This is a genomic window from Bacillus sp. CDB3 (assembly GCF_002081505.1).
GTDB lineage: Bacteria > Bacillota > Bacilli > Bacillales > Bacillaceae_G > Bacillus_A > Bacillus_A cereus_AT.
Genome location: NZ_ALBR01000097.1, coordinates 322,323 through 347,132, shown reverse-complemented (window position 1 = coordinate 347,132; position 24,810 = coordinate 322,323). Strand labels below are relative to the sequence as shown.

Here is a 24,810-nt window from a genome sequence, read left to right as displayed (position 1 = left end):
TGTTATTTTAAACGCTCTTCTAATTCTGCTTTTAATTCTTCAAATCCTGGTTTACCAAGTAAAGCAAACATGTTTTTCTTGTATGCTTCTACTCCTGGTTGGTCAAATGGATTTACGCCTAATAAATAACCGCTCATCGCACATGCTTTTTCGAAGAAGTATACAAGGTAACCGAATGTGTACTCATTTAATTCAGGGATGTTTACGATTAAGTTTGGTACTCCGCCATCGCTATGTGCAAGTAATGTACCTTCGTATGCTTTCGTGTTTACGAAGTCGATCGTTTCACCAGCAAGATAGTTTAATCCATCTAAATCGTTGTCATCTAATTCGATTTTTAGTTCGTGTGTAGATTTACCTACTTTAAGAACTGTTTCGAATAGATCACGGCGACCTTCTTGAATGTATTGACCTAATGAGTGTAGGTCAGTTGAGAAGTTTGCTGAAGATGGGAAAATACCTTTTTGATCTTTTCCTTCACTTTCACCAAATAACTGTTTCCACCACTCAGAGAAGTATTGAAGTGCTGGCTCATAGTTAACAAGCATTTCAATTGTTTTCCCTTTATTATATAGAGCATTACGAACTACTGCGTATTGGTAAGCTGGGTTTTCTTCCAGTTCTGATGTCGCGAAGTCATTATGACCAGCAGCTGCACCTTCCATCATTTCTTCAATGTTTAAGCCACTTACTGCGATTGGTAATAAACCTACTGGTGTTAATACAGAGAAACGACCGCCAACATCATCTGGAATAACGAATGTTTCGTAACCTTCGTTATCAGCTAGTGTTTTTAAAGCACCACGCGCTTTATCTGTAGTTGCATAAATACGTTTGCGAGCTTCTTCTTTTCCATACTTCTCTTCTAATAACTTACGGAAAATACGGAATGCGATTGCAGGCTCTGTTGTTGTACCTGATTTGGAAATAACGTTAATAGAGAAGTCTTTACCTTCTAGTACGTCCATTAAATCTTTCATGTAAGTGGAGCTAATGTTTTGTCCAACAAATAGCACTTGTGGAGTTTTACGTTGTTCTTTAGAAAGCGTATTGTAGAAAGAATGGTTTAACATTTCGATTGCTGCACGTGCTCCTAAGTAAGAACCACCGATACCTACAACAAGTAAAATGTCAGAGTCATTTTTAATTTTTTCTGCACATTTTTGAATGCGAGCAAATTCTTCTTTGTCATATTGAAGCGGAAGCTCTACCCACCCAAGGAAATCGTTCCCAGCTCCAGTTTTTTCGTGGATTGCATGGTGTGATACTTTTACTGCATCACGTAAATAAGTTAGTTCATGTTCACTGATGAAGGATAACGCTTTAGAATAGTCGAACGTTACATGTGTACTCATCTTTTTCCCTCCAATTATGTATATGTATTTCTGTATTCACTTTAGCGAAACTAAAGTTGTAAATCAAGCGATTCAACAATTGTAAACGTAACCAATATATATTTTTTAGAAAAAGTTCATTTTTTGCATAAAAATTCGCATTTTTCGGTATAGATGTATATACATCCTTTTTAAACACATTTTTTATGTATAAAAACAACATAACTGCACCATTCTATAAAAGAGTTGATTAACTCAGCGCTTGCTCATGCTTCACAATTAGGGGGGGCTTTTTCATGAGTACATTGCAACGTATCGCATTAGTCTTTACTGTAATTGGTGCTGTAAACTGGGGACTAATCGGGTTCTTCCAGTTTGACTTAGTAGCAGCCATTTTCGGCGGACAAAACTCAGCTCTCGCACGTATTATTTACGGCATCGTTGGTATATCTGGGCTTATCAATCTTGGTTTACTCTTTAAACCATCTGAAAATCTTGGTACACACCCAGAAACAAACGAAATTCGATAACCAGTATGTCCTCTTCACCTCTGACATACGAATATGATTGCATGCAATCATATTTGCAAATATATATCATAAGATAAAGTAAAAGAGGAACGCTCATATGCGTTCCTCTTTTACTTTGTTAACTCGGACTCTTCAATCCATTCTGTCAGCTTTTCTCGCAACGTATTAAATCCGTCCTTAGATGGATTCGGTATAAGAATCCTTCCTTGTTTTCTTTTCGCCGCTTTTAACGATAAACTCATTTTTCTGTGCTCTTCATCAATTGAAAGTACTTTTACTTCTACTGTATCGCCGACTTTCAAAAAGTCATGAATATCCTTTACATATCCATTTGTAATTTCAGATATATGCACAAGTCCTTGTGTTTCTGCATCTAACGCTACAAATGCACCGTAATCTTGAATTCCAGTCACTTTCCCTGTTACAACCACTCCTGTTGTATATTGTTCTGACATATGAAACACTCCCATACGTTTACCATTTTCTCTACAAATGTAGATTGCAAAACAGATGTACTTATTATTAAATATCCGATTGGTGAATAAGTACCTTAAGTAAAATACCTAGGATACTCACACCTTATATTAGTAAATTATACCACTATGATAGAACTCATTCAAAATTCACGAAAAAATTTCCTGCAATACGTATAATTCTCCAATATTAGGATAGAATACTAACACATGGCTTTCTAGTATTCCCCCCCTTTTATGGACAAAACGTATTATGTTTTGTCCTTTTTTTATTCTCTATGAACCGTTCCATTCTCTTCATCGCTTCCATAAGTTGCTCAAGCGATGTTGCATATGAACAACGAATGAATCCTTCACCACTCTCACCAAACACACTTCCAGGAACAACAGCCACTTGTTCTTCTAATAATAATTGTTCTGCAAATTCTGCTGAAGATAGTCCGGTTGAAGCAACAGAAGGAAAGACATAAAACGCTCCGCCCGGCACATGACACGTTAATCCCATCTCATTGAAAGATGTCGCCATAAAATTTCGGCGTTTCTTATAGCTATCTCTCATCCGAATTACTTCATCATTCCCTCCGCGTAACGCTTCAAGAGCTGCGAACTGGGACATCGTCGGTGCACACATCATAGAATATTGATGGATTTTAAGCATCAACTCTGAAAATTGAACGGGAGCTGCGATCATACCGAGACGCCATCCTGTCATCGCAAATCCTTTTGAAAATCCCGAAATTAAAATCGTATGTTCGCGCATGTTTTGAATGCTCGCGAAACTCGTATACACTTCGTCATATACAAGCTCTGCATAAATTTCATCAGATAATACGATTAAATTGTGCTTCTCAACAATTACTGCTAACTTTTCTAGTTCGAATTTGTTTAACATTGCACCTGTTGGGTTATTTGGAGAACAAAGTAAAATTGCCTTTGTTTTCGCTGTAATAGCTGCTTCAATTTGTTCTGGTTGTACTTTAAACTCTTTTTCTAAAGTAGTCGCTATAGGAACTGGAATTCCTCCAGCTAATGTTACAAGCGGTGCATAAGAAACGAAGCTCGGTTCAATAATGAGTACTTCATCATCAGGATTTATAATGGCACGCATCGCTACATCTAACGCTTGGCTCGCTCCAACTGTAACAATGATTTCATCGTTCGGATCATAAGATACTGCAAATTGTTTTTTTAGATACTTTGCTATTTCTTGACGGAGCTCCAATAATCCTGCATTTGCTGTATATGACGTATACCCTTGCTCTAAAGAACGGATACATGCTTGCCTTACATTCCAAGGTGTAACAAAGTCTGGCTCTCCCACTCCAAGAGAAATAACACCTTTCATACTTGCCGCTAAATCGAAAAACTTTCGAATACCGGATGGTTGTAAAGATTCTGCTACTCTAGATAGTTCAAATTGCTTCATGGTGTCACCACAATTCGCTTATCATCATCGTTTTTTTCATAAATAATTCCTTCATGTTTATACTTCTTCAAAATGAAATGTGTTGTCGTAGAAACGACAGATTCAATCGTTGCTAATTTCTCAGAAACAAACATCGCTACTTCTCCCATTGTCTTCCCTTCTAATGTAATAGAAAGATCATATGTCCCTGACATTAAATACACGGATTTCACTTCTGAATAACGATAAATTTGTTCAGCAACCGCATCAAACCCCACGCCGTGCTTTGGCGTAACTTTCACATCAATCATCGCTGTTAAACCAGTATGTTCTTTCACTTTTGTCCAATCAATATGTGTTACATAGTCCACAATAATCTTTTCACTTTCTAATTTCGCAACAATCTTCTTCACTTCTTCTACTTCTATATTTAACAGCTTCGCTAATGTATCTACAGATAAACGACTATTCTTTTCAAGACAAGCTAATAACTCTAATTCTTTTTCTGTCACCATATAAATCATCCTTCCTTTTCGTTTGTGTCTAAATTATACAAATACCTTTTCCTGTTTGAAAAGAAGATTTTTTTAGAGAATTATGTCAAAATAAAGTGAAACTTTAATCCATGGAAAGGTTCACCCCATGGATTATTAGTTGAACCAATCGGGCTTTTACGGACAGTTGCTTTCCCACCTAACCTCTTTGCTTGAGCTGCTTTTTGAGGTGGAAGGCTTACTGTCCGTTAAAGCGGGGTGAAGTGAAACTTTAATCAGAAGGGGTTTTATTCATCCCCACTGATTATTAGCTGCACCAATCGGGATTAAGAGGAAAGGGGATGGAACCGTGAAACCAAAAGTATATATTGCCGAACCAGTTCCAACATTTGTAGAAAACTATTTATCAGAACACTGTGATTTTGAAAAATGGGATCAAAACGAGAAGGTACCTCGTGATGTTCTATTGGAGAAAATAAAAGATAAAGATGGGTTATTAAATTTCGGATCTGCTATTAATGAAGAATTGTTAGATGTAGCTCCTAACTTAAAAGTAGTGAGTAACATTTCTGTTGGTTACGATAATTTTGATTTAACAGCGATGGAAAAGAAAAATGTTATCGGAACGAATACTCCATATGTATTAGATGATACAGTAGCTGACCTCGTTTTTGCTCTTATGTTATCTGCTGGTCGCCGTGTTTGCGAACTCAATTCCTATGTAAAAAATGGTGAATGGAACGCTGAAATCGGAAAAGAACACTTCGGACTAGATGTACATCATAGTACGATCGGTATTATCGGAATGGGACGAATCGGAGAAGCTGTCGCAAAACGAGCGAAATTCGGATTTGATATGGATGTCCTTTACTATAACCGTCGCCGTAAAGAAGAAGCTGAACAAAAATTTGATGCTACATATTGTGATTTACAAACTCTAATCAAACAATCTGACTTTATTATTCTCCTTACTCCATTAACAGATGAAACATATCATCTTATCGGGGAGAAGGAGTTTTCATTAATGAAAGAAACAGCAATTTTCATTAATGCCTCTCGCGGGAAAACAGTAGATGAAACTGCATTAATTCATGCATTAACAGAAAAGAAAATATTTGCAGCCGGTATCGACACATTTACACAAGAGCCTATCCAAAAAGATAATCCGCTCATCTCATTACAAAATGTTGTAACTTTACCGCACATCGGATCTGCAACATTAAAAACAAGACAGCAAATGGCAATGACAGCTGCTGAAAATTTAGTTGCAGGATTACAAGGAAAAACACCACCTAATATTGTTCGTAGGTAATTATAAAGTGAAACTTTAATCAGCCCTCACCAATCGGGCTCTTACCGGCAGTAAGACTCCCACAAATAGTGGGATAAATAAGCGAAAGGCAAGATGACGATGTCATCTTGCCTTTTTTTGTTAACATATTTTTTTTGCCCTTGGAGATGATATGAACAAAAATCAATGGAGTGACAAAAAATGAACCATGAATGCAAATGCCCTTACTTCACTTTTTCCACTCGCGGCACTACTATTCATTACGAATTGTATGAACATAATAATAAAAAAGAGCGACCTACTTTCGTACTCGTTCACGGCTTCTTATCTTCCTCATTTAGCTATCGACGGCTCATTCCTTTACTAACAAAGGAAGGTACAGTAATCGCCCTTGATTTACCACCATTCGGAAAAAGTGATAAATCTCATCTCTTTAAGTATTCTTATCACAATTTAGCAACAATTATTATCGATTTAATTGAACATTTATCGCTCTCAAATATTGTATTAGTTGGTCATTCTATGGGTGGGCAAATTTCTCTCTATGTAAACCGTATACGTCCTGAACTAATCTCAAAGACGATTTTACTATGTAGCTCTAGCTATTTAGCACGCGCAAACTTACCTTTAATGTATACTTCTTATTTACCGTTCTTTCATTTATACGTAAAGAACTGGATTATACGGCGCGGTATTGTTCACAACTTAATGAATGTCGTTCATGATCACTCATTAATTGACGATGAAATGAAAGAAGGTTACTCCGCCCCTTTTTATGATGATCGTATATTCCCTGCCTTAACTCGAATGATAAGAGACCGTGAAGGTGACCTATCTTCAAGCGAATTACAAAAAATCGAAACACCAGTATTACTCATTTGGGGTGAAAAAGATCGCGTCGTTCCTGTACATGTAGGACACCGTCTCCATAAAGATTTACCTAATTCAACATTTATCTCTTACGAAAATACAGGGCACTTACTACCAGAAGAAAAGCCCGAGCATGTTTATGAAGAAATCATGACGTTTTCCGCACTGTGAAGCCAAACTTTAATCAATCCGAACGAACTAAAATAAACAAAAAGGCTGTCGTAAATTCCGACAGCCTACAATGAACAACTTCCGCCCTCTTTTAGTACAAGTAACTCCACAGCTAATTTCTCACATTTTTCAAGTGCAGGTACTTCCTCAAAAGACATAAAGTATATATGTTGAATCTTCTTTGCGATGTATTTCGGATCATCAAACACACTTACGACGTTTACAACATCGCTCGCTTCTGTTTCATAAAACTCCGGTCCCATTTGAAACGGATCCCAATTTTTCACAACCTCAATCATTTTGTCATATGCACCCATCTACTTCCCGCCTTTTCACGTTTTAATGCTTTTCTTTATCGTATCATATCAGCTATTCTATAAGAAGAGTTAGAATTTTCATAATTTAACAGTTTGACAGAAGAAAGGAGCAAACATATGCAACTATTTCATAAAACGGTAAATCGGCGTGGTACACACAGCACAAAATGGGACACATATAAAAACGAAGAACTTCTCCATTCCTGGATTGCAGATATGGATTTTGAAGTACCAAAACCAATTCAAACTGCATTACAACAGCGTATAGAACATCCTATTTTCGGCTATACAATTCCTCCAGAAAATATTGGGGATATTATTTGCGATTGGACAAAAAGCCAATACGGTTGGGATATAAAAAAAGAGTGGATTGTATTTAGTGCAGGCATCGTTCCAGCTCTTAGTACAAGCATACAGGCATTAACGCAAGAAGGAGAATTTGTACTCGTACAACCTCCTATTTATCCACCATTTTTTGAAATGGTCAAAACAAATAATAGACAATTATGTGAGAGTCCCTTGTTTAAACAGAATGGCATATATAAGATAGACTTCGAGCATCTAGAAACTCAATTTAAACAAGGTGTAAAACTAATGCTTCTTTGTAGCCCCCATAATCCTATTGGACGTGTTTGGACGAAAGATGAACTAACAAAACTCGGTTCGTTATGTACGCAGTATAATGTAACCGTTGTCGCCGATGAAATTCACGCCGATATTATTTATAAAGGCCATACTCATACACCGTTCGCTTCTTTATCTGAAGAATTAGCAGCATGCACTATTACTTGTATGGCTCCGAGCAAAACATTTAATATCGCAGGATTACAAGCATCTACCATTATTATTCCGAATGAAAATCTCCGTAATGCCTTTATGTCTATCCAACATAGACAAGGATTCCACGGATTAAATACATTTGCTTATACAGCAATGCAAAGCGCGTATACAGAATGTAATGATTGGCTAAATGAAATTCGATTGTACGTTGAAGATAATGCTCAATTTGCTTGTGAGTACGTTCAAAATCACATACCAGCTCTTTCTGTAATTAAACCGGAAGGTAGTTTTTTACTGTGGATTGATTGTTCCCGCTTGAACCTTTCTCAAGATGAACGAACAGCATTACTTGAAGAGAAAGGTAAAATCATCGTTGAACCTGGTGAGAAATACGGGACAGGCGGGGAAGCCCATATCCGAATTAACATCGGCTGCCCACGATCTGTTTTAGAAGAGATTTTAAACAGACTACACCATACATTCTCATAACAACAAAAGCTACCTTTCACGGTAGCTTCTACTTTTTCTTCATATCCGACGCTTTTTTAACAATAACACCACAAGCAATTCGGTCACCAGATTTTCCTACTGGTTGTGTCATGCCATCATCAGCGTTTTCTGTAATAATAATAGACGCCCCATCTTTTCTATGAATCGTCGTTTTTCCTTCTTCAAGCGTTATATGCGGTGCATCGATTTCTGCTTTAATCTTTCCAGAACCATCTGCCACTACATTCGGTAAATCACCATTTTCCGCACCTTTCGGATTGAGGAGCCCATGTTTTTTATTATCTGGATTAAAGTGATTCCCGGATGATTCGAAACTAGGCGCTTTACACTCTCCGATTTCGTGTACATGCAGCCCGTGTGGCCCTGGTGTAAAACCTTCCGCTTTGATCGTAATTTTCACTCCACTTGTTTGCTGAGCCACTTTTGCAGTCCCCACTTCATCACCTGAAGCATTATGTAATTTCACATCAATTTCTTTCGGCTTCCCTTGGTCACAACCCGCCATTAGAAATAATAAACAACAACTGAAAAAAAGCCGTCTTTTCATTCTATTCCCTCCAAAATACTTTCTGCCTTTAGATTGTCCGAGCATAGAGGGAAACATACAAAAATGAATTACTGTTTCTTTTCAGCTAAAAGCTTTTCTTCTACTTTCTGCAATCGCTCTGCTTCTCGTTTTGATACACGAATAAACATACGCCACGTAGCAACCGCACCGACGATAAATAGAACACAAACAATACCTGGAATAATATACTCCGTTTTATCTTCAGGAAAATATAAAGGCATCATATAAAACACTCCTTATCAGGGAATTTATGAAAAGAATTAACATCAGAATTTTCTGTCATATCATTTTAAATTATAGTTGAAGCCTGTCATATTCTCAAGGACATTCAAAAATCAACTGATTTCTTTGACTCCTTCTTATACTTTCCTTACTATAAACTTGAGGTGAAAAATATGAGAGAAACATTTGAAATTGGTGAAATCGTTACGGGTATTTATAAAACTGGAAAATACATCGGCGAAATTACAAATAGCCGTCCTGGCAGTTACGTCGTAAAAGTATTAGCTGTTTTAAAACATCCGGTGCAAGGTGATTTACATAATGTCAAACAAGCTGACGTACCATTCTTCCATGAAAGACGCGCTTTAGCTTTTCGTGAACAGACGAACATTCCAGAGCAAATGGTGAAGAAATATGAAGGAGAAATTCCGGATTATACCGAGTCACTAAAATTAGCATTAGAAACGCAAATGAATTCATTTTCTGAAGATGATTCACCTTTTGCGGGGCGTAGTCTAGAAACACTTCAGCAATTAAAGCAAGATTACAAACTTTAAAAAACAAAACGACCAAATTACATATTGTGCAATTTGGTCGTTACTGTGTACTCACGTTCTTTAACACTTTCGAAAAATCAACAAGTTCGCCTAATGTCGGAGGTGCTGGTTTGACTAAATACTCTTTATCTTTTTCTACTAATTTAAAAATATTATATGTCGTCATCGCATCATCAAGCGCACAATGATGCTTTCCTGTTCCTGCTTTTCCATATGCCTCAATTGCTTTCCACAGCCCTGTTTGATTTCTCTCTCCAAAAAACTTCTTATACTCAAGCGATAAATCACGACACTGTCCAAAGAATGGAAATTCTAAGCCCGCCATTTCGCAGTTATGCTTTAAGACTTTCATATCCATATTTCCCCACGTTACAATTGTCGGTTTACACCTCTTTTCATATTCTGCAAGTTTCTCAACAAGTTCATGAAAAGAAATTCCTTTGTCCACTACTTCCTGTTTAATTCCTAAAAATTTTTTACATCGATCCGTTAAGGACGGAAATGTTTTTGGCCTGACATGTGATGCATACGTATCTTCCACCTTACAACCAACAACTGAAACGAGTCCTACCTCAATAATTTCCGGGAAAAAACCTTTTGGCTTTTTTCTATGCTGGGGCATCGTAAACTCAAAGTCTAAAAATAAAAATCGTTGTTCATCCATACGATCCCTTCCTTATCATCTTTGTCATTCCTTTCTATTTGACACTCCTACACGAACAAGCTCGAATGCTGATTCCATTTGAAATATTCAGATTGGATGTATCTTATATATATGTCAAATGCCCACAAATATTTTTAAAAATAAGAAAAAATGACCTATGCAGAAAATATGACAAAATAACCCCTTTCATTTACATCCGCCATTTTTCTACTTTATAATGGCGTTATGTGTGTTTCATCTAGTTAATTTTTTGACACACTAAGAAAAGTGAATGAAAGGAGATGAGAGTTTTGCACGAAACAACGCAAGAGCTCGCAAACTGGCAGTATTATTTCGCTATCGCAGTCTTTTTAATTACATATGCCATTATTATTTCTGAAAAAATTAACCGCGCTGTCATCGCACTTCTTGGTGCAGCATTCATGGTAATTGCAGGGGTCGTTGACTTACACAATGCCTTTACGAAACATATTGAATGGGGAACTATTACGTTACTCATCGGTATGATGATACTAGTAAACATTACAAGTAAGTCAGGTGTCTTCCAATACGTTGCCATTAAAGCCGCAAAAGGAGCACAAGGAAATCCAATTAAAATTTTAATTTCACTTTCCTTACTTACCGCGCTTGGCTCTGCATTTTTAGATAACGTTACAACAGTACTTCTTGTTGTTCCAGTTACTTTATCTATTACGCGCATCTTGCAAGTAAATCCTGTTCCATATTTACTTTCTGAAATTATTTTTTCAAATATCGGAGGAACAGCAACATTAATTGGGGATCCACCAAATATTATGATTGGTTCTGCAAATAAGCATTTAGATTTCAATGCTTTCTTACTAAACTTAGCACCAATTGTAATTATTATCATTGCAGTAACAGCAACAATGCTTTACTTCATGTACCGTAAGCAATTAATTGCTGATCCTGTACAAATTAAGAAATTAATGAGCTTAGATGAAAAACAATACATTAAAGACCCAGTATTAATGAAAAAATCTTTAACAGTACTTGGACTTACGATTGTAGGTTTCATGACTCATTCTATTTTCCATATTGATGCAGCTATCATCGCCTTAACTGGTGCTACTGTCCTTATGTTAATCGGTGTGAAAGAACATGAAATTGAAGAAGTATTCGCTAGTGTAGAATGGGTAACAATCTTCTTCTTCGCGGGACTATTCGTACTCGTTGGAGGACTTATCGATATCGGTCTTATCAAAACGTTAGCTCAAAAAGTAATCGGAATAACAGGCGGGGATATTTCTCAAGCATCTATCCTTATTCTATGGGTATCTGGTATCGCCTCTGCAACAATCGATAACATTCCATTCGTTGCAACAATGATCCCACTTATTAACGATATGGCAGTTGGGCTAGGTTTATCACCTTCTGATGCACAAATCGACGTACTATGGTGGGCATTAGCATTAGGTGCTTGCCTAGGTGGAAACGGAACATTAATTGGGGCTTCTGCTAACGTAATCGTAGCCGGAATCGCAAGTCGTGAGGGGCATAAATTCAGCTACATGGAATTCCTTAAAGTCGGCTTCCCAATTATGATCGTTTCATTAATCATTTCTCACATTTACATTTATTTACGCTACCTTATGTAGTAGAAAAAGCGCCCTGTTAAGCAGGGCGCTTTTTTATGTCTCATTCAGTACCAATTTTCGGAAAAGTTACTCGTTATACCTCATCGGCTCATTTCGAATAATGAATAAATGAATCGGCAAGAACACCGAAAATGTGATTACATGAATAATCGTAAATAATATCGCATTCGTTCCATATCTGTCCAAAATAGCGTAAATGAGATAAATAGACAGTACAATCGACACAGCCGCTGCTAGCAGACTTATAATTGGTACATAATTAAAAATAAAGCATGCGACATATATACCGAATACTTTCCACCCTGCTTCTTCTTTCAAGAAATCCGGCAATTTATCTTTCGCTAAGTCACCCCACGTCTTACTATTTAAAAAAGGAATAAAAGCAAGAACACCATCCGTCGCCCCATCATTTTTCGCCATCGTATAGAGTGCAAAAGCCGTTAACAAGTACGAAATAATTGCCCAAATTATTATAACAAGAATAAACGCAAAACTAAGAGCAAAGAAACCTGCTAGTACGCCTTGATCTTCCATCTTATCCTCTCCCCTCTCTTCTCAACATATTTCATTACAGTGCAAGTTATGTTTTAAAATTCACCCAAACTCTTTGTATAATAAGAGAAGAAAGATAATAAGAGAGGAGCACATACCTATGCATCCATTTGTAAAGGCATTACAAGAGCATTTTACAGCTCATCAAAATCCCGAAAAAGCAGAACCGATGGCACGTTATATGAAAAATCACTTCCCTTTTCTCGGTATTCAAACACCTGAAAGAAGACAATTATTAAAAGACGTTATTCAAATACATACTCTCCCAGATAAAAAAGACTTCCAAATTATCGTACGTGAGCTTTGGGATTTACCAGAACGTGAATTTCAGGCAGCTGCACTTGATATTATGCAAAAATATAAAAAGCATATAAATGAAACTCATATCCCATTTCTAGAAGAACTTATTGTCACGAAATCTTGGTGGGATTCTGTAGATAGCATCGTTCCTACCTTTTTAGGTGGTATCTTTTTAAAACATCCAGAATTAATTTCTGCATATATTCCAAAGTGGATTGCATCAGAAAACATATGGTTACAACGTGCCGCAATTTTATTCCAGCTAAAATATAAACAAAAGATGGATGAAGAACTTCTTTTCTGGATTATCGGACAACTACATTCTTCAAAAGAATTTTTCATTCAAAAAGCGATTGGCTGGGTCCTTCGTGAATACGCAAAAACAAAGCCAGATGTAGTATGGGAATACGTTCAAACTAACGAGCTTGCCCCGCTCAGTAAACGTGAAGCAATTAAACACATTAAACAAAACTATGGAATAAATAATGAAAAAATAGGCGAGACTCTATCATAGATAGACACGTTCCTCTATTGAGATTTAAAAAAGAACGTGTTAGAATATGTTCATTATTATTAATATAAGTAGCGATGACGGACTTATAAGTACTTGCACAAAAAGCGATTTGGGGATAGTGAAAGCCTGAAGCAGCAAGGAAACGGCAGTCTCGAGCAATACATTATAAAGTGGATGTGCATTTTGCACATCAACTAGGGTGGAACCGCGGGCAAACGCTCGTCCCTAGGCGAATAAGCCTTGGGATGAGCGTTTTTTTATGTTTTTTAAAGCATATACTGCTCGTTTCACAAGTACCAGAGTACGTCATCGCAAATACGTTAACTTTCAAAAGGAGGATTTTATTATGTATTCAATGGAACAAGTTGTAAACTTAGCGAAACATCGCGGTTTCGTTTTCCCTGGTTCTGAAATTTACGGTGGTCTTGCAAACACTTGGGATTACGGTCCACTTGGAATCGAATTAAAAAATAACGTTAAAAAAGCTTGGTGGAAAAAGTTCATTCAAGAATCTCCACACAACGTTGGTTTAGATGCAGCTATTTTAATGAACCCAAAAACTTGGATCGCTTCTGGTCACGTTGGTAACTTCAACGATCCAATGATCGACTGTAAAAAATGTAAAGCTCGTCACCGTGCTGACAAATTAATTGAAGATGCATTAGATGCAAAAGGCATCGAAATGGTTGTTGATGGTCTTACTTTCGACCAAATGGCTGACTTAATGAAAGAACATGAAGTAAAATGCCCAGATTGCGGTAGCGAAGAATTTACGGAAATCCGTCAGTTCAACTTAATGTTCAAAACATTCCAAGGTGTTACAGAGTCTAGCACAAACGAAATCTTCCTTCGTCCTGAAACAGCACAAGGTATTTTCGTAAACTTTAAAAACGTACAACGCTCTATGCGTAAAAAACTTCCATTTGGTATCGGCCAAATCGGTAAAAGTTTCCGTAACGAAATCACACCTGGTAACTTCACATTCCGTACACGTGAATTCGAACAAATGGAACTTGAATTCTTCTGTAAGCCTGGTGAAGATTTAGAGTGGTTCGCATTCTGGCGTGAAACTTGTAAGAACTGGTTACTTTCACTTGGTATGCATGAAGAAAGCATGCGTCTTCGTGACCACGGTGAAGAGGAATTATCTCACTACAGTAACGCAACAACTGATATTGAATTCAAATTCCCATTCGGTTGGGGCGAACTATGGGGCGTTGCATCTCGTACAGACTTCGATTTAAAACGTCACATGGAACACTCTAACGAAGACTTTAACTATATCGATCCACAAACGAATGAGCGTTACGTGCCATACTGCATCGAGCCATCTTTAGGTGCTGACCGCGTAACATTAGCATTCTTATGTGATGCATATGAAGAAGAGCAATTAGAAAACGATTCTCGTACAGTTCTTCGTTTCCACCCTGCTTTAGCACCATATAAAGCAGCAATCTTACCATTATCTAAAAAGCTATCTGAAGGTGCTACTGAAGTATTCGCAGAACTAGCTAAAGACTTCATGGTAGACTTTGATGAAACTGGTTCTATCGGTAAACGTTACCGTCGTCAAGACGAAATTGGTACACCATTCTGTATCACTTATGACTTCGACTCAGTTGAAGACAAAGCTGTTACAGTACGTGACCGCGACACAATGGAACAAGTTCGTATGCCAATTAGCGAACTAAAAGGTTTCTTAGAGAAGAAAATCCAGTTCTAATTATAAAAAAGAGGCCGCTCTAATGAGCAGCCTCTTTTCTATTTTTCACGTTTTTCTTTAATAGCTACTGTACATCTTGAAATACATAATAAGTCATCATTTTCATCAATGATACGAATATCCCAAACCATTGTTGAATGCCCTCTATGTATAGGTGTCCCAATCGCTGTTACAATTCCATCTTTCTTTGAACGAATATGATTTGCATTAATTTCTAAACCAAAACAAATACATTTCTCTTGATCAATTAAATTGTATGAACCAACGCTTGCTACCGTTTCTGCTAATGCAAGAGATGCACCACCGTGTAAAAATCCAAATGGCTGATGCGTACGCTCATCAACAGGCATCGTAGCAACCACCTTATCTTCTGTCATCTCTAACAACTCAATTCCAAGCGAATCCATTAAAGTTTTTGACATATCGTTTCCCCCTTTTCCTCACTTTTAATTAAATGTATATTTTTACCTATTTACTTTCAAACTACCTATAACACTTATATAAGGAGGTTTCACCTAAATGAAACAAAAATTTTGTATACTATCGCTTATATTCTCCTTGCTGACTATTGTACCAAATTGTGCACTAGCAGCCAAAGCATCTAACCTGACAATCGATGTTCAGACTGTAACGCAAAAAGGTAAGAAACCTTATATAGAATATCAAATTAATAGGCCTTCCTTTCACAACTTTTCTGACTCAAAATTTCAAAATAAGCTGAATTCCTATTACAAAAACTCTACTGCCAAATTTAAAAGTAAATTAGAAAAAGAAGCGAAGAAATATTATAAAGAAACAGAAGGATCTAGTACACCTTTCCATCCATACGTTGCAAATGTTGACTACAAAGTAGCTTTAAACAAACGACCTTTTCTAAGTCTATATGTGAATTACTATCAATATACAGGCGGAGCACACGGTCTTTATACGTGGAAGGCAAACACATTTGATTTAAACGAAAAAAAGTTACTACACTTAGACGATTTATTTCAACAAGAGGATACATATAAAGAAATAATTCGTACGGAGATTGTAAGACAAATTAAACAAAATGAAGGCATTTATTTTCCTGATGCAGTCGAAAAAGTAACGAGCACAAAAAAGTTTCACTATTTTTTAGAACCAGATAATCTTGTGATTTATTTCCCTTTATATGAGATTGCTCCTTATTCAAGCGGAATCCCGCAATTTCATATTCCATATACGTTGCTAAGAGACTACTTAAAGCCTTCTTATCAAAATATTTTGATTGACAACAAGTAAATATTTTCGCTACGATAATGTTAACCTAAAAACAACAGGAGGTTAACATTATGAGAAGATTTCATGTTTTAGACTTAGCATTAGCTGCCATGTTCGTCGCTCTTATGGCTATTGGTGCAAACATTGTATCTTGGGCACCATTCTTGCAAGTAGCGGGCATCCCATTATCTATGCAACCATTTTTCGCAATTTTAGCAGGGCTTCTTCTTGGAAGTAGACTTGGCGCATTATCAATGACTGTTTATATGCTTGTTGGAGTAGCAGGTGCGCCAATCTTCGCTAACTTCAAAGCTGGATTTGGAGCACTTTTAGACCCTACTGGTGGTTTTATTATCGCATTTATTATCGTTGCTTACGTATCAGGAAAAATAGTAGAACAAAAAGAACGACCAACATTCAGCACCTTTGCAATTGCTTCGTTCACAGGAATCATTTTAACGTATATTATCGGTACTACTTACATGTACGGAGCGGTCAATATTTTCATGGGTGGTAATATGAGTTATAAAGCTGCGTGGATGATTATGATGTGGTTCGCAGTAAAGGACATTGCATTTACAATTATCGGTGCTATTATCGCACCCCGCATATACTATGCTGTACGTCGCTCGGCTTATCAGCATTCTCATTCGACGATTTCATAATAAAAAAGAGTTATTTCAGTATACTGGAATAACTCTTTTTTTATTTTCGACAATATCCGACACAGATTATAAATAAATTTTGCTATGCTAATTCGGTAAATCTTACATTTTATACATCTAATTAAAACAATTTTCGGAGGGAAATCAGTGAAACTATCAAAAAACACACTTATTAAAATAGGTGTAGGAGTACTTTCTTTACTCTTTATAATAAGTATAATCAGCAGTTATACATTATATGGAAATAGCGAATTAGGAATGAAATATGCGCTTGAAAATGGTCTAGCATTTTTCTTTTTATTTCTTGCTATAATTAGTTTATGCGCGACTTTAATCTTTATTGTCATCGGATTCATTAAAAAAATCCGAAAAGTACCAGCAAAAAGAAACTTTATAACATCAATAATACTATTTCTTACATCAGTTATATCAATCATCGTTCTTCTCTTTACTATATCATCAGTAACGAATATGGAGAATGAATATCAGGCTGCTCAAGCTCAAAAGAAAAAGAAACTGATTACTTAAAGGCTGCAGCATCTTTTTATAACAACATAGAAACTTTCGAATACTCTGCATCATATGTATTATCCGAGTATTCAACTACATGGTCAAACGCAATAAATAACCGAAATGATTTCAATACTGCTCTTAGATCTAAGAAAAAAGAAATTGATGGACTGGTTGTAGCTGTAGATGTATTTTATAACAGCATGGGAAGAGATTTAAGGTTAGTCTCTGAGGCTGCAAAAGAACAGCCAAGTAAGTACAAAGAAACCTATGAAGAATATAAAAAAATATATGGTATTGTGACTGCACTTAATGAACAATCTCAATCTCCAAGTGGTAGTTTAATTACATTTAATCAAAATGTTAATACATTAATTCAAGAATACAAAAAAGCTGCCGGAAATATTAACATCGCCATCTCTAATGAAATTAAATCAAAAGCTAATGAATTGAAGCCGACCGATAAAAACTTAAGTTCTAATTAAAGACACTCTCTCCAGAGTGTCTTTTTTTCATAAAAAAATCCCCTTTAGATTACACAGTAAATTACATGTCTCTACCGCACATCCAAAAGGGATTATACCTATAAATTAAGATTCTTGATTCGTTTGTTCTTCTAAAATTTTCTTCATCATCGCAACCATGTCATCACGTAGTTCTGGGTGTTGCAAAGCCATTTCAATTGTCGTTTGAACGAATCCTAACTTTTCACCTACGTCGTAGCGTTTTCCTTCGAAGTCGTAAGCAAATACACGTTGAATTTCATTTAAGCTTTGAATTGCATCCGTTAACTGAATTTCGCCGCCCGCTCCAACTTGTTGCTGTTCTAAGAACATAAAGATTTCAGGTGTTAAAATGTAACGTCCCATAATCGCTAAGTTTGAAGGTGCAGTACCTTGCGCTGGCTTCTCAACGAAATTACGAACTTGATAACGACGACCCTCTTGCTCTAATGGATCGATAATTCCGTAGCGATGTGTTTCTGCTTCAGGAACAGTTTGCACACCAATAACAGAAGAAAGTGTTTTGTCATACTCGTCCATTAATTGACGTAAACATGGTTTTTCAGCTTGAACGATATCATCGCCTAATAATACTGCAAACGGCTCATCACCAATGAATTTACGCGCACACCAAACAGCATGTCCTAATCCTTTTGGTTCTTTTTGACGAATGTAATGGATATCTACCATTTTAGAAGAAGCTTGTACTTTTTCAAGTAGCTCATACTTTTTCTTCTCTAATAAGTTTTGCTCTAGTTCAAATGCGTTATCAAAATGATCTTCGATAGAGCGCTTTCCTTTACCAGTAACGATAATAATATCTTCGATGCCTGATTTTACTGCTTCTTCTACGATGTATTGAATTGTTGGTTTATCTACAATTGGAAGCATTTCTTTTGGCATTGCTTTCGTTGCTGGTAAAAAGCGTGTTCCTAATCCCGCTGCCGGGATAATTGCTTTTCTCACTTTTTTCATGACAAATACCCTCGCTTTTCCTTTTAATTCTCTTAGTAAGGTGCAAATTTATAACATTATCTCTTAATAATCCTCTACATCATACAAAACTATAAGAAAAGAGGAGGCCGTTCTCCGTTCTCCCCTTTTCCTATCAGTAGCACTCTATTCTATTATAAACGATTCATAATATCTTCTTTAATAGTAAGTAACTTTTGTTCACTATTTTGTAAGGAATCATCTTGTACACCAAAGTAGAATTTAATTTTTGGCTCTGTGCCCGATGGACGTAAGCAGAACCAAGAACCATCTTCTAATTGATATTTTAACACATTTGATTTCGGTAAGTGAATCTCTTCCTTATTTCCATCTTGTAACGTTGTAATGATGCTTTCCTTATAATCCTCAACTGCAACGACTGTTAAACCAGCTACTTCTTTCGGAGGATTTCCGCGGAATGTTGCCATCATCTTTTGAATCTGTTCAGCACCGTCTTTTCCTTTTAACGTTAACGATACAAGATCTTCACGGAAGAAACCATGTTTCTCGAATACTTCTAACAGACCATCATATAACGTTTTACCTTGTGATTTGTAGTATGCAGCTACTTCACATGCAAATAGAACAGATTGTACCGCATCTTTATCACGGCAGAATGGACGGATTAAATAACCGTAGCTTTCCTCATAACCGAATTGGAATTCATATTGTCCGCTTTCTTCATACTGTTTAATTTTCTCACCGATAAATTTAAATCCAGTTAACGTATCAACTGTATCTAAACCGTATGCTTTTGCGATTGTACGGCCAATTTCAGACGTTACGATTGTTTTTAAAACAACACCGTTTTCTGGAAGCGTTCCGTTTTCTTTCTTTTGTGATAATAAGTAATCAAGCATTAACGCACCTGTTTGGTTCCCCGTTAACACTTGGAACTCACCATCGTGATTACGAACTGCTACACCTAGACGGTCTGCATCAGGATCTGTTGCGATTAAAACGTCTGCGCCTACTTTTTCACCGTCGCGAATTGCATACTCAAACGCTGCATGCTCTTCTGGGTTTGGTGATTTTACTGTAGAGAAGTTTGGATCTGGTAACTCTTGCTCTTTTACAACTGTTACATCTGTAAATCCAACTTCTTCTAAACCACGGCGTACAGAAATATTTGAAGTTCCATGTAATGGTGTAAAGACGATTTTTAAATCTTTTCCTACTTCTTTCACCATCTCTTTATTAATAATGACATTGTTCAATTCTGCTGCATATGCATCATCTACTTCTTGTCCAATTATATGTAATAAACCGTCAGCTTTTAATTGCTCTACATCAGCAACTTCAACTGTTAATTCATCTTCTACTGCATTTACGTAACTAATTAACTCATCAGCTTCTTTTGGAGGCAATTGTCCACCATCGTCACCATATACTTTATAACCATTATATTCAGGCGGATTATGGCTTGCCGTAAGAACGATTCCACTTACTGTATGTAAATGACGAACTGCGAAAGAAAGCACTGGCGTTGGGCGTAAGCTTTCAAACACATATGTTGTGATACCGTGTGCACCTAGTGTAGCGGCTACTTCCATTGCAAATTCAGGTGATTTATGACGAGAATCATACGCTACAACAACACCACGTTTCTTCGCTTCTTCACCTAATTTTTCAATAAATTTCGCTAATCCTTGTGTCGCTTTACGAACTGTATATACATTTAATCGGTTCGTACCAGCACCAAGTTCACCACGCATACCACCTGTACCGAACTCTAAATTTTTATAAAAGCTATCCTCAATTTTCTTCTCATCTTGCTTCATGTTTTCTAGCTGTTCTTTTAATTCTGCATCTAATTCTGCATATGAAAGCCAGCGACTAAATTCTTGTTTCCAATCCATACTTCTATCTCCTCCCGCTTGTCATACCTTTATTATATGAAAAAAACAACCTGTATCTCAATATTTTATAAAATCTAGCAGGATTTTACTAGGAATATTTGTATACACTATGATTAAATACTCCACCAAAGGGAATGAGGATTATGCAAGAATGGGGCTTGTCAGAAGAGCTCAAAATACAAACAAAACAAATGATTGAAATTGCTGAAAAAGAATTATCAATTATGAGACAGGCAATTGATAAAGAAGATGAATGTATTTTATGCAAAATGGAAGATATTCATCACATGTTAGCAAATGTACAAACATTGGCAGCTACATACTATATTCAGGCTTATTTATCACCTTATACGGAAAGCTCACAGTTTATCACAAGAGCTGTCCAACATTTAAGTGCCCGAAAGCACGGTGCTCTAATCGTTGTAGAGCGAAACGAGACACTTGAATCTTTCATTCAAACTGGAACAACATTAAATGCTCATTTAACCGCACCGTTACTTGAATCAATTTTTTACCCAGGTAACCCTCTTCATGATGGAGCTATTCTTGTGAAAAATAATCATATTGTCTCAGCTGCTAATATTCTTCCGTTAACGAAAAATACAGATATTGATCCTGAGCTAGGAACACGTCACAGGGCAGCAATTGGCTTATCAGAAAAAAGTGATGCACTTATATTAGTTGTCTCTGAAGAAACAGGTCGCACTTCATTTGCTTTAAATGGTACGTTATATACGATTTCTTTATAGGGTGAATCCTTCACTATCTAACACTTTTTTGAACAGTACAATAATAAATGAAGGATATCGACTTACCGAAAAAATTGACAATAATCGTACCATGCCAATAATAAAAGGCTGCCTCAAAAAAATTTGAGACAGCCTTTTTTCAAAAATTATTCTTCTCCGAAACGTTCAACAAGTGTTGCAAGTGTACGAACCATTGCACCTGTTGCTCCAGATGGTCCTAAATCATGCGCTCCTGTTGTTTCAGATGTTCCAGCGATATCTAAGTGTACCCATGGTGTGTCTTCAGCGAATTCACCTAGGAATGTCCCCGCCATAACCGCATGTCCTTCACGACCTGGTGAGTTATTTAAATCAGCAAATTTACTGTTTTTGACACGTTCTTTATCGCGCTCGAAAATCGGTAATTGCCAAATTGGCTCATCCGTTTCCATTGATGCTTCTAATACTTGTTCAAACAGTTCTTCATTATTTGTCATCGCGCCTGTCGTATGATTTCCAAGTGCAACAATTACACCACCTGTTAATGTTGCAACATCAACTAAGTAATTTGCACCAAGCTTCTTCGCATACGTAATACCGTCAGCTAACGCTAGACGACCTTCTGCATCTGTATTTAATACTTCGATTGTTTTTCCGCTCATAGATGTAATCACATCATCTGGCTTGAATGCAGTACCACTTACAACGTTATCCGTTGATGGAATTACAGCGATAACATTTTGCTCTGGGCGAAGTTCACCGATAATTTCCATCGCACCAAGAACAGCTGCTGCACCGCCCATATCACCTTTCATACCAACCATGCCTTCACGTGGTTTTAAAGAGTAGCCGCCTGTATCGTATGTAATCCCTTTTCCAACGAATCCAATTACATCTGTCCACTCTTCTTTTCCTTTATAAATAAGAGCGATCATTTTCGGTGGCTCTACACTACCTTGGTTTACTGCAAGCAATGCACCCATACCAATATCTTCCATCTCTTCTTTTTCAAGAACTTTATAATCCATATCATACTTTTCCGCTAATTCAACCGCATACTCAGCAAGCTTTGTCGCTGTTAATACGTTTGGCGGCATATTTACAAGTGTACGAGCTGAATTCGTTGCACGCCCATGTACGTATCCTACTGTTAATGCAGCTTCAACTTCTTGTGCATCTTCCGCTGTAATAGCCGTAAACTTCTCTAACTCTACACGATCCTTTTTATCTGTTTTATACGTTTGTAATTCATACGTACCAAGACCTTGTACTTCTGCCGCAATATGAGCTACATCAATCGCATCTAATTTATCTGTCACGAAAGAATCAAGTAAGATAGCTGCATCTTGTACTTTTGCTGCTTGTAACGCTTTAAACGCCTTACCAAGAGCCGCACGTAACGTTTCCGTTGTATATGATTCTTTCTTACCTAAGCCAACGAAATAATAACGTTTCACATTTGTTTTTCCTAAACTATGTACTTTTGAAATGGCTTTTTTCTTAGTTGAAAGTTCTTTTTCTTCTAATAAAACTTGTAATTGTCCTTCAAACGCTTTGTCCAGTTCTTGTACAAAACTACTCGTTTTCTCTTCTTCAAATAAGGCAACAATTACCGCTTCATGGCTTGCTAATTCTTTTTGTACTTGAAACATGTTCAGACCCCCTAAATTTCTCTACTCTACGCCTATTATAACTTTATTTTCGATAAAATGCGACAATTCTAACTTCTAATGCAATGAAATAAGACAAGAAAAAAGTCTAGCGTAATTAACACTAGACTATCTTTGTTTTAAATATTGGCCGCGAAACACTTGCATCGTTTCGTCTTGATTTAACATCGTTAACTCTTCTTCTGAAAACTTACCATTTCCAACTTTCACTACATACACATTTACTTTTTTCTTACCCCATTGGCTATAAACATCTTTCACCGTATCATAATACAGATCAAGACGGTTTCCTTTTATTGCACCGCCCTTATCAGCTACTACACCATACCCATAACCCGGTACGAATAGAATCGTTCCAATTGGGAATACGCGTAAATCCGCAGCGATCGTGGAATATAAATCCCTTTTCACCTTAACACCTGAATATGTAATACCATACTCCGGATGTCCCGGGCTCTTACCGGTTGACTCTATGCCTGATGTATAACCTGTTGCAGTCATTTCAATTGAACGATATTTAGACCAGTCGTTTGCCTGTTCTAAAGCATTTATCACTTCTTTACTCGGAGCAACATTTCTCTTAACTTCTGCTGCATGTACTTCTTTTGCACTCGTTCCCTCATATTTCTTTACAATCTCTAATAAAGAAACTCCTGTGAAAGCATTCCATGTTACGCATAATGCGGATACAAGTAAACAAGTCATCATAATGCGAATACAATATCGTTTTAACATTTTTATATTCCACACTCCTTCATCGTTAATCATTCCCTATACAATGAAGGAATATGCAAAAAAATAATCTCCAAATGAATTGGAGATTAAAACATTTGATATCCGCTTTTCCGAAGTTTCTTAATTACGATTCCTGCTAAAGCAGCACCTACTAACCCAGTAGATAAAATAAACACATCTGCTTGTCCTAAATGCGATACACTTGTCCCAAATGAAGAGAATGTTTCTTTTGGCTTTGAAAAGTAATCCCACACACTCGCCTTATTAATAATAAGTATACAAACAATCGGATACACAACAACCATTACCCATGTCGCTCGCAATATCATGTTGAGTAAAAATCCAATTCCAAAAAACAAAATAAAGAATAACATCATCGAAATAAGTAGTACCGGTATACTCACTTCTTCTCCCTCTCCTTCGTATGCGCCGTAAATACGTGATAGGCTGTATAACCAAATTGCTCTCCTGGATTTAATGTTTTGTCCATTTCAAGATGTAGTTCTGACCTTCCTTCTAGCAAATATTTAATAAGTACAGACGTATTCGGATCGTCCGCAATCTTATCTGGATGTAAGAACGCCACTTCAGACAACTCCTTCTCCTGTACAATAATGTTTTCTCCTTCAGGCTCCAAAAGGAAAATAATCATATTATCACTAATCTCATTACGAATAACGCCCGATCGAACACCAATAATCCCCTTCACATGAGCAACAATGCCTGTCTCTTCTAGCACTTCACGTTTCACAGCTTCATCAACAGTCTCACCTTCATTCACAAAACCAGCCGGTAAAGACCATTTCCCCTTTAATCCACTGTATTTCTTCTTAACAAATAGCCACCTGCCATCTTTTGTAGCTACTAGGCCACTAACAGCTAACCATACTTTCCCTCTTTTCTCCATGATGTAATAACCTCCTCCATAAGAACGGACAGAATATTCTTTCTTTTTTATATATTATACTATATTTTTAATACGAAAAAAGCAGAAACAGCTCTTAGCCGTTTCTG

At 36.8% G+C, this 24,810-nt stretch carries 27 protein-coding genes and 1 pseudogene; 12 read left to right on the top strand and 16 right to left on the bottom strand.

Annotated elements, in window-relative coordinates; translation table 11 throughout:
* Window positions 1–2: 2 nt before the first annotated feature.
* Complete coding sequence (locus tag CDB3_RS26000; RefSeq protein ID WP_128856450.1) at window positions 3–1,355, bottom strand: glucose-6-phosphate isomerase; 1,353 nt, start codon at window positions 1,353–1,355, stop codon at window positions 3–5.
* Window positions 1,356–1,630: 275 nt separating this feature from the next.
* On the opposite strand from CDB3_RS26000, the gene CDB3_RS25990 reads away from it, so the two are divergent.
* Window positions 1,631–1,864, top strand: a complete 234-nt coding sequence (locus tag CDB3_RS25990) for a DUF378 domain-containing protein (RefSeq protein WP_000105788.1) — start codon at window positions 1,631–1,633, stop codon at window positions 1,862–1,864.
* Window positions 1,865–1,974: 110 nt separating this feature from the next.
* On the opposite strand, the gene yugI is transcribed toward CDB3_RS25990, so the two are convergent.
* The 3 genes from yugI to CDB3_RS25975 all read right to left on the bottom strand — a co-directional run bounded on the left by yugI (window position 1,975) and on the right by CDB3_RS25975 (window position 4,257).
* A complete protein-coding gene (gene yugI / locus CDB3_RS25985; protein WP_000003767.1) occupies window positions 1,975–2,319 on the bottom strand; it encodes a S1 domain-containing post-transcriptional regulator GSP13 in 345 nt (114 codons plus the stop codon).
* Window positions 2,320–2,572: 253 nt separating this feature from the next.
* Window positions 2,573–3,763, bottom strand: coding sequence for an aminotransferase (locus CDB3_RS25980; protein WP_128856447.1), 1,191 nt, complete (start codon window positions 3,761–3,763; stop codon window positions 2,573–2,575).
* On the bottom strand, window positions 3,760–4,257 hold the full coding sequence (locus CDB3_RS25975) for an Lrp/AsnC family transcriptional regulator (RefSeq protein ID WP_000255687.1): 498 nt from the start codon (window positions 4,255–4,257) through the stop codon (window positions 3,760–3,762). Before CDB3_RS25975 ends, CDB3_RS25980 begins: the two co-directional genes overlap by 4 nt.
* Window positions 4,258–4,555: 298 nt before the next feature.
* Here CDB3_RS25975 and CDB3_RS25970 point away from each other — a divergent pair, with 298 nt between their 5' ends.
* Window positions 4,556–5,548: a 2-hydroxyacid dehydrogenase gene (locus CDB3_RS25970; protein WP_128856445.1), complete on the top strand. Its 993-nt coding sequence runs from the start codon at window positions 4,556–4,558 to the stop codon at window positions 5,546–5,548.
* A 180-nt stretch (window positions 5,549–5,728) separates the two neighbouring features.
* Window positions 5,729–6,568, top strand: coding sequence for an alpha/beta fold hydrolase (locus CDB3_RS25965; RefSeq protein ID WP_097832240.1), 840 nt, complete (start codon window positions 5,729–5,731; stop codon window positions 6,566–6,568).
* A 65-nt stretch (window positions 6,569–6,633) separates the two neighbouring features.
* Here CDB3_RS25965 and CDB3_RS25960 read toward each other — a convergent pair whose 3' ends face one another.
* Entirely contained in the window at window positions 6,634–6,885 is a 252-nt protein-coding gene (locus CDB3_RS25960) for a YugE family protein (protein WP_002015854.1), read from the bottom strand.
* 117 nt (window positions 6,886–7,002) lie between these two features.
* On the opposite strand from CDB3_RS25960, the gene CDB3_RS25955 reads away from it, so the two are divergent.
* On the top strand, window positions 7,003–8,154 hold the full coding sequence (locus tag CDB3_RS25955) for a MalY/PatB family protein (protein WP_128856444.1): 1,152 nt from the start codon (window positions 7,003–7,005) through the stop codon (window positions 8,152–8,154).
* 28 nt (window positions 8,155–8,182) lie between these two features.
* Here CDB3_RS25955 and sodC read toward each other — a convergent pair whose 3' ends face one another.
* Window positions 8,183–8,722: a superoxide dismutase [Cu-Zn] gene (gene sodC, locus CDB3_RS25950; protein WP_071743956.1), complete on the bottom strand. Its 540-nt coding sequence runs from the start codon at window positions 8,720–8,722 to the stop codon at window positions 8,183–8,185.
* Window positions 8,723–8,790: 68 nt separating this feature from the next.
* Entirely contained in the window at window positions 8,791–8,967 is a 177-nt protein-coding gene (locus tag CDB3_RS31860) for a hypothetical protein (RefSeq protein WP_000982769.1), read from the bottom strand.
* A gap of 171 nt (window positions 8,968–9,138) precedes the next feature.
* Between CDB3_RS31860 and kapB the strand changes: the two genes are divergently transcribed.
* Entirely contained in the window at window positions 9,139–9,522 is a 384-nt protein-coding gene (gene kapB / locus CDB3_RS25945; protein WP_001209324.1) for a kinase-associated lipoprotein KapB, read from the top strand.
* A 40-nt stretch (window positions 9,523–9,562) separates the two neighbouring features.
* Here kapB and kapD read toward each other — a convergent pair whose 3' ends face one another.
* Window positions 9,563–10,186 (bottom strand): 3'-5' exonuclease KapD, encoded by a 624-nt coding sequence (kapD, locus tag CDB3_RS25940; RefSeq protein WP_097832236.1) that lies wholly within the window; start codon window positions 10,184–10,186, stop codon window positions 9,563–9,565.
* 290 nt (window positions 10,187–10,476) lie between these two features.
* Between kapD and CDB3_RS25935 the strand changes: the two genes are divergently transcribed.
* Window positions 10,477–11,802: an ArsB/NhaD family transporter gene (locus CDB3_RS25935; protein WP_128856443.1), complete on the top strand. Its 1,326-nt coding sequence runs from the start codon at window positions 10,477–10,479 to the stop codon at window positions 11,800–11,802.
* Window positions 11,803–11,868: 66 nt separating this feature from the next.
* Here CDB3_RS25935 and CDB3_RS25930 read toward each other — a convergent pair whose 3' ends face one another.
* Window positions 11,869–12,336, bottom strand: coding sequence for a hypothetical protein (locus CDB3_RS25930; RefSeq protein ID WP_097832234.1), 468 nt, complete (start codon window positions 12,334–12,336; stop codon window positions 11,869–11,871).
* 118 nt (window positions 12,337–12,454) lie between these two features.
* Here CDB3_RS25930 and CDB3_RS25925 point away from each other — a divergent pair, with 118 nt between their 5' ends.
* On the top strand, window positions 12,455–13,168 hold the full coding sequence (locus CDB3_RS25925) for a DNA alkylation repair protein (protein WP_097832233.1): 714 nt from the start codon (window positions 12,455–12,457) through the stop codon (window positions 13,166–13,168).
* 346 nt (window positions 13,169–13,514) lie between these two features.
* Window positions 13,515–14,891, top strand: a complete 1,377-nt coding sequence (locus CDB3_RS25915; RefSeq protein WP_000287143.1) for a glycine--tRNA ligase — start codon at window positions 13,515–13,517, stop codon at window positions 14,889–14,891.
* Window positions 14,892–14,929: 38 nt separating this feature from the next.
* On the opposite strand, the gene CDB3_RS25910 is transcribed toward CDB3_RS25915, so the two are convergent.
* Window positions 14,930–15,313, bottom strand: coding sequence for a hotdog fold thioesterase (locus tag CDB3_RS25910; protein ID WP_000047694.1), 384 nt, complete (start codon window positions 15,311–15,313; stop codon window positions 14,930–14,932).
* Window positions 15,314–15,410: 97 nt separating this feature from the next.
* Between CDB3_RS25910 and CDB3_RS25905 the strand changes: the two genes are divergently transcribed.
* From CDB3_RS25905 to CDB3_RS25895, 3 genes and pseudogenes are all read left to right on the top strand, one after another.
* Complete coding sequence (locus CDB3_RS25905) at window positions 15,411–16,154, top strand: DUF3298 and DUF4163 domain-containing protein (RefSeq protein ID WP_128856441.1); 744 nt, start codon at window positions 15,411–15,413, stop codon at window positions 16,152–16,154.
* Between the two features lie 50 nt (window positions 16,155–16,204).
* Entirely contained in the window at window positions 16,205–16,798 is a 594-nt protein-coding gene (locus tag CDB3_RS25900) for a biotin transporter BioY (protein ID WP_097832231.1), read from the top strand.
* Between the two features lie 147 nt (window positions 16,799–16,945).
* Window positions 16,946–17,793, top strand: a pseudogene (locus CDB3_RS25895) (hypothetical protein).
* A gap of 105 nt (window positions 17,794–17,898) precedes the next feature.
* Here CDB3_RS25895 and galU read toward each other — a convergent pair.
* Complete coding sequence (gene galU, locus CDB3_RS25890) at window positions 17,899–18,786, bottom strand: UTP--glucose-1-phosphate uridylyltransferase GalU (protein WP_128856440.1); 888 nt, start codon at window positions 18,784–18,786, stop codon at window positions 17,899–17,901.
* A 152-nt stretch (window positions 18,787–18,938) separates the two neighbouring features.
* Window positions 18,939–20,663 carry a phospho-sugar mutase gene (locus CDB3_RS25885; RefSeq protein WP_128856439.1) on the bottom strand — a complete coding sequence of 575 codons (1,725 nt, stop codon included), beginning with the start codon at window positions 20,661–20,663 and terminating at the stop codon, window positions 18,939–18,941.
* A gap of 143 nt (window positions 20,664–20,806) precedes the next feature.
* On the opposite strand from CDB3_RS25885, the gene cdaS reads away from it, so the two are divergent.
* On the top strand, window positions 20,807–21,412 hold the full coding sequence (cdaS, locus tag CDB3_RS25880; RefSeq protein WP_128856438.1) for a sporulation-specific diadenylate cyclase CdaS: 606 nt from the start codon (window positions 20,807–20,809) through the stop codon (window positions 21,410–21,412).
* 146 nt (window positions 21,413–21,558) lie between these two features.
* On the opposite strand, the gene pepA is transcribed toward cdaS, so the two are convergent.
* The 4 genes from pepA to CDB3_RS25860 form a co-directional block, all read right to left on the bottom strand.
* On the bottom strand, window positions 21,559–23,043 hold the full coding sequence (gene pepA, locus CDB3_RS25875; protein ID WP_128856437.1) for a cytosol aminopeptidase: 1,485 nt from the start codon (window positions 23,041–23,043) through the stop codon (window positions 21,559–21,561).
* A 126-nt stretch (window positions 23,044–23,169) separates the two neighbouring features.
* Complete coding sequence (locus CDB3_RS25870) at window positions 23,170–23,796, bottom strand: 3D domain-containing protein (RefSeq protein ID WP_128856461.1); 627 nt, start codon at window positions 23,794–23,796, stop codon at window positions 23,170–23,172.
* Window positions 23,797–23,882: 86 nt separating this feature from the next.
* Entirely contained in the window at window positions 23,883–24,200 is a 318-nt protein-coding gene (locus CDB3_RS25865; protein WP_128856436.1) for a YuiB family protein, read from the bottom strand.
* Complete coding sequence (locus CDB3_RS25860; RefSeq protein WP_128856435.1) at window positions 24,197–24,703, bottom strand: NUDIX hydrolase; 507 nt, start codon at window positions 24,701–24,703, stop codon at window positions 24,197–24,199. Before CDB3_RS25860 ends, CDB3_RS25865 begins: the two co-directional genes overlap by 4 nt.
* Between the last annotated feature and the right edge of the window lie 107 nt (window positions 24,704–24,810).